Source organism: Nonomuraea sp. NPDC049784, assembly GCF_040659615.1.
GTDB lineage: Bacteria > Actinomycetota > Actinomycetes > Streptosporangiales > Streptosporangiaceae > Nonomuraea.
This window is the reverse complement of the sequence record NZ_JBFAMX010000682.1, coordinates 1-5,176: the sequence shown is the minus strand read 5'-3', so window position 1 is coordinate 5,176 and position 5,176 is coordinate 1. Positions and strand designations below refer to the sequence as shown.

5 protein-coding genes and 1 pseudogene are annotated in these 5,176 nt (G+C 66.8%); 1 reads left to right on the top strand and 5 read right to left on the bottom strand.

What is annotated here, in order from left to right:
- Nucleotides 1–137: hypothetical protein (locus AB0J09_RS55675; protein ID WP_360710525.1), on the top strand; the 137-nt coding region annotated here is incomplete at its 5' end.
- Between the two features lie 82 nt (nt 138–219).
- Here AB0J09_RS55675 and AB0J09_RS55670 read toward each other — a convergent pair.
- The 5 genes and pseudogenes from AB0J09_RS55670 to AB0J09_RS55650 all read right to left on the bottom strand — a co-directional run.
- A complete protein-coding gene (locus tag AB0J09_RS55670; protein WP_360710524.1) occupies nt 220–660 on the bottom strand; it encodes a hypothetical protein in 441 nt (146 codons plus the stop codon).
- A 247-nt stretch (nt 661–907) separates the two neighbouring features.
- Nucleotides 908–1,819: an aminoglycoside phosphotransferase family protein gene (locus tag AB0J09_RS55665; protein WP_360710522.1), complete on the bottom strand. Its 912-nt coding sequence runs from the start codon at nt 1,817–1,819 to the stop codon at nt 908–910.
- Nucleotides 1,820–3,221: 1,402 nt separating this feature from the next.
- On the bottom strand, nt 3,222–3,461 hold the full coding sequence (locus AB0J09_RS55660; RefSeq protein ID WP_360710520.1) for a hypothetical protein: 240 nt from the start codon (nt 3,459–3,461) through the stop codon (nt 3,222–3,224).
- 24 nt (nt 3,462–3,485) lie between these two features.
- Nucleotides 3,486–4,499 (bottom strand): annotated as a pseudogene (locus AB0J09_RS55655) (IS701 family transposase); the annotation flags it as partial.
- Between the two features lie 204 nt (nt 4,500–4,703).
- Nucleotides 4,704–5,176 (bottom strand): hypothetical protein (locus tag AB0J09_RS55650; RefSeq protein ID WP_360710518.1); only part of this gene is annotated, 473 nt, incomplete at its 5' end.

The window sequence follows — 5,176 nt, the reverse complement described above, 5'->3', positions numbered from 1 at the left end:
CCGCCGCCGAGGTCGTCGGCAAGCTCGTCGACGTCGAATGGGCGGTCGGCCGGACCGGCATCATCGCGCCGCGCGGCGTTCTCGAGCCCGTCATCCTCGACGGCAGCAAGGTCACATACGCCTTCTCTGAACTATGAACGATCTTGGATAGAGGCTCCTAGGATCTTGTCGTCCTAAGCTCTGATCTTTGCTCGGTGGGTGATTCTGGGCGGAGCTGGCCTAAGTCGACTCGTGTGGCAGTGGTCTCCAGAGTCCCTGTTGTTTCAGGAGTTTCTTCGCTGCGTGCTGTGTTTGCTGGGCGGCGGCGGTCCGGGCTGTGGCGATCGTGTGGAGTTGGGTGGAGAAGGTCTCGGCCTCGTCGGCCGTCACCCAGCGGAGCGCGTGCGAGATCCAGTGGTCGGACCATGCGCTCAAGCCGGTGCTGATAACGAAGTGCACGGGGTCGGCCAGGCCCGGATCGTTGGGGCCGAGTCTCGAGAGGGCCTCGGATTCGACCTCGTGGCGTGGGCGTTCGACCAGGGGAAGTAGCCAGATGGAGGCTTTGTCGAGCGGCACTGCGGAGTGGTTGGGCGGTGCGTCGTAGGCCCACTGCCCATTGGCGATGACCAGCCACGTCTGTCCCGGCTTGATTTCCAGGATCCTGCGCGTCTCGACCGTCATGCTCAGAAGTATCCAGCAGCTTCCGTGCACCTATAGGAGATCACGAAGGTCGAACGCGCTGAGCGAGGTCGCTCGGGGAGGAGCGGGAACTGCTCGTGGGGGTTCCGGCTGAGGAGGGGGAGTTTGGCCTGGGCGTCGACTTCGGCGGGCCAAAGGCAGCCGGGCGTCCATGCTTCGGGGTCGATCGCCTTCAAGAGGTTGTTTTCGAACCTCCGATGGGGTCGGGCTGCACCCGGACCGCCAGGGCTCAGCCCAGCGCGTCCATCAGGGCGATGACATAGGCGTCCAGCCGCTCCTCCACGGATCGCGTCGTCAGCTCTGTTCTGCCTGCCTCACGCCAGGGCTGCGACACTAACTGCACTTCTTCTGAGCAGGCCAGCCCGTCCCGCACCTGCCAGTACAGCCGCTCGCTCGTGGTCGCAGCCAGCACCCCGCCGGCTTCCTCATACGCCTCAGCGAACCGTAGACCCCACGCCGGTCCGTGCAGCAGCGCGAGGTTGGTGGAGCAGTGCGCCACATCGAGATCCGCCGGACCCCAACAGGCCCCTGCCCAGTCGACGACGCCGGTGATCCGGGCGCCCGCCGGCGTTGAGGGCGGCACGTCGAACAACACGTTGCCGGGCTGGAAGTCTCGGTGCAGGAATCGCCCTTCATAGGGCGGCGCGGGCTTGCGGATCATGTCGATCGCCGCGGCCCATGCCGCCGCGTCGGCGCCCTTCGGAACCACGACGGTGTCGGCGGTCGTCAGCGTCACATACTTCCGGGGCCGCTCGGCGGGCCGCAGCGCATGGATGGCCACGAGTTGACGAGCCAGCAGAGGAACGCGCGTCTCCACTCCCTCATCGTCGAGGACCGTCCGGCCTGCCAGATGTGTCATCAAGAGCGATGGATACTCGCAATGCGCGGCGGTCGGATCAACCGCGACCAGCTCAGGAGCCGACACGCCGGTCCCCGCCAACAGGGTCAGAGCTCCGGCCTCCCCGTTCAGCCCGCCCTCAGCGCCCCTCACCCTGAACGGGTCGACGAAGCTCCGCAGCACCAGGTCACGGGTGTCTCCGTCCTGCGTGCCGATGGTCAGCCTCCGCATCTCGGCCGTGATGCCGCCGTGCAGCACCTCGGTCCTGACGATCCGTTCGCCGACCTCCAGGTGCCGGCTCACCCAGGCCAGTGTCAACGGTCGGACTGCCGCCTCGTCGTGGTTGATCACCGTGCCATCTCACCATCCCGACGGCTGCACGCGCCAAGGCTTTCTCGATCAATGCGTGAGCGCCGCTCGATGAGGTGCCAGCTCGCCGTCAGGTGCGGTAGCGGCGGGCGGCAGTGTCAGGGCTGACATCCAGAACTGCGCCGATCTCGTCCCAGGTGGCGCCAGCCGCCCGATCGGCGGCGACGGCCGCGGCCAGGACGGCGCGGGCCTGAGCGAGCAGGGGCAGCGCGGCCGCGGCGTAGCCGGCGATCGGCCCGGATTTCCAGCCAGTCTGCTGGGTGGGCAGGGCGAGGTCTTCCGCGTGCAGGTCGAGGGCCAGCTTCCCGGCTGCCTGAGCGAGGTGTTCAGCCTGGTCACGGAGATGACGGCGCTGCTTGCGGGTGTCGTCTTGGCGTTGGTGGCGCTGGGTGAGCGGACGCCAGCGCCTGGCGCGGGTCCTGCCGAAGGCCCACCGGCAAGCGTCGGAGCAGTACTTGCGAGGCCGCCCACCGCGGGCGACCGGTGGGGGCAGCGGGGCCTCGCAGTTCAGACATTGCTCGGTTCGAGGTCGCAGACGCCGACCGCTTCGTCTTTCTGCTCAGCGGCAACGACGGCGAGTACCTCTTCAGCCAGGACTAACGTCACCGACCCTGAAGCACTGCTCGAAGCTTCTCCCGCCAGACCAACGCAAGAGACGTTGCGGCCATCCGCTCTCCTCGCGCACACGTCCGGCACGTGACAGCCCCTGCCCAGCAGTGCTTGCAGCAGTTCGAGGCCGGTAAAGCCAACCACGTTGGAGGATGGGGCGCTGGATTCGTGCTTGCGCTACCCCGGCGGTGGCAGCGGCCAGAGCGCGCTTATCGGACCTGGTTTCGCGGACGGCCAACAACGACGCGCACTGGGCAAGATCCAGATGGTTCAGGTCGAAGACGCCCTCTGGGCTTGTAACATGCTGGCCCAGCACGGAATCCGCGCCCGCGCCCGCGCGGACGCCCCCATCCACTATCCAGCGCTCCAACAATGCCTGGCCAAGCTGACCCTTGAGGCTGGCCGACTCGGTGCGAGCGTGCATATGCTCCGTATCGGAACGGGCCTTGCCGGGGGCACTGGGAGCAGATAAAACCGTTGATCCGGCGGCATCTGGTCCAGGGTAACGTGCGCGTGCATGTCTACGACCTGACCCCGTGAGGATCGCGCTTCGCACAGTTGTTCCCTGCCCGACAGCGTCCCATGCAGGCCGTCTCGAGACGCCGCCGGGCCTCGACATCACGACCCGGAGCGCTTGACGACCCTCGCGATTCGCGAAGTGGCTTGGTGTCAGGTGCGCGGTATCGCCATTCATGCCGCCGACGCCTTCCTAGTACTCCAGCCGCACTTATCGCTCTTTGAGTTGTCGTCGCTGGTAGTGGCTTTGGCGGGCGCGGGCTTGATGGCGTCGTCGCCAGTATGACCAGTGCAGGATGTGGTCTTCGTTGATGGGTGGCCGGGTCAGCAGAGCGAAGAGGCGGCGGATCTCGTTAACGGAGATCGCGATGAGCTGGCCGGCGGTGGTCGACGAGGCGGGCTTGGGATCGAGGGCGGCACGGGAGACGGTGAGAAAGGCCAGGGCGAGCATGGCCAGGGTGATGTATCGGTATCAGGCGGGATAGAGCCGGACCTGGTAGTGATCGAAGGCGGCCTCGTTCTTGCCGGTTTGGAAGCATTCCTCGATCGTCCAGCGAGCTCCGGCCACCTGGACCAGGCGTTGTAACGGGACTGGCTGCGGAGTGTGGCACAGGTAGAAGGCCAAGTCGGACGGGTTGCTGAGCGAGCGGCGAATCAGCAGGCGATGTGTGGGGCTGCAGGTGGCGATCAGCGCCCAGTCATAGCGCCGCTCGCCCTTGGCGCCTTGGCCGCAGGACAGGCGCTGCCATCCGCTCTTGGGCACCTTGCTGGCCATGACGTCGGCGCGGATCTTGCCGACGCCGGTGGTGATCTGATGGGCGCGGGAGACGGCGAGCACGTAGCTGATCTGGTGGCTCTCCAGAAAGCGGCGAAGTGGCCCGTTGTCGCCGTAGGCCCCATCGGCGGTTACCCAGCCGAACGGCACGCCGGCGGCAAGCGCCCGTTCGATCATGGCCTGCAGGAGCTGGGGTTTGGTGGCGAAGCCGACCTGCTCGGGGATCTGCGCAGCTGCGCAGCGCTCCGGCGACGCGATCCACGAATCCCTGGGCAGGTAGAGCTCCCGGTCCAGCACCGCCCGGCCACGGCTGGAGGCGTAGCCGAGGAACACCCCGATCTGACAGTTGGCGACCTTGCCGAGGGTGCCGGTGTATTGCCGTTGCACTCCGGCCGAACAACTGCCCTGCTTGGCGAAGCCGGTGTCATCACCGACCAGCACGCCGTCGGCCTCGCCCAGGTGCTCCATCAGGTAGCCGCGGATGTCGTCGCGCACGCCGTCGACGTCCCATTTGGCGGCGTTGAACAGCCGTTGCATCCCATCGGGCGTGCTCTCACCGGCGTACTCGGCCAGCGACCAGCCGTTCTTGCGCTCCAGCCCGGACAGCATGCCCTCGAGGCAGGCACGGGCTCGCTGTCGGACTTCGGGACGTTTGAATCGTCCCGCTACCAACGCGGGCCGTTCATGAGACGGCTGGACTGAAGTTGACGGGATCCCGTCTGATCATCGAGATCAGGCGGGATCTTGTCGTTTCAGGAGTTTCCGAATCGGGTTCGTCCTGTTTTGGGAGCCGCGGAGCAGGTGTCCTGGAAGGCGCGGGTGGTGTCAGGGCGCTGGTGGAGGTCGGAGTTCGCGTCGCTGGGCATGGCGATGCCGGCGCCGGGCTGGATGGTGCGACAAGGTGAGCTGAAGTGCAGGTTATGCGACGGGTGGTGGCCTGCTGCGGCCCATGAGCGGCGTGCGGTCGATGTGCTCTGCCGGGATCTGGAGGATGTCGGCGGGTGTGTCAGGCTCGTCTGGGGGCTGGTGGGTGTGGCGCCACTGGTCGAGGAAGTGGTCGTTGGCGACGGCGACGAGCAATGCGACCAGGATGGTCTGGGCGACGCGGCCGTGGGCGAGCCGGCTCTTTGGGTCACTCAGGTCGAGGTCGTGGCCTTTGAGGCGGCCGTTCAGCCCCTCCGTCATCGCCCTGACAGTGGAGTACGTCCCTCGCCACGAGGGGCTGAGGTAGGGCAGATCCTGGCGGAACTTGTCGAGGTGGCCGAGGTCGTCCTTGCGGACGGTGATGGTGTGCTGTTGGCAGATCCTCGGCAGTTCGCCGGTCTTGTAGTCGGGCTGTGGGGGAAGAACACGAGGTTTGGCCGCGGGGTGGGCGGCCCGCTGGCGGGCGT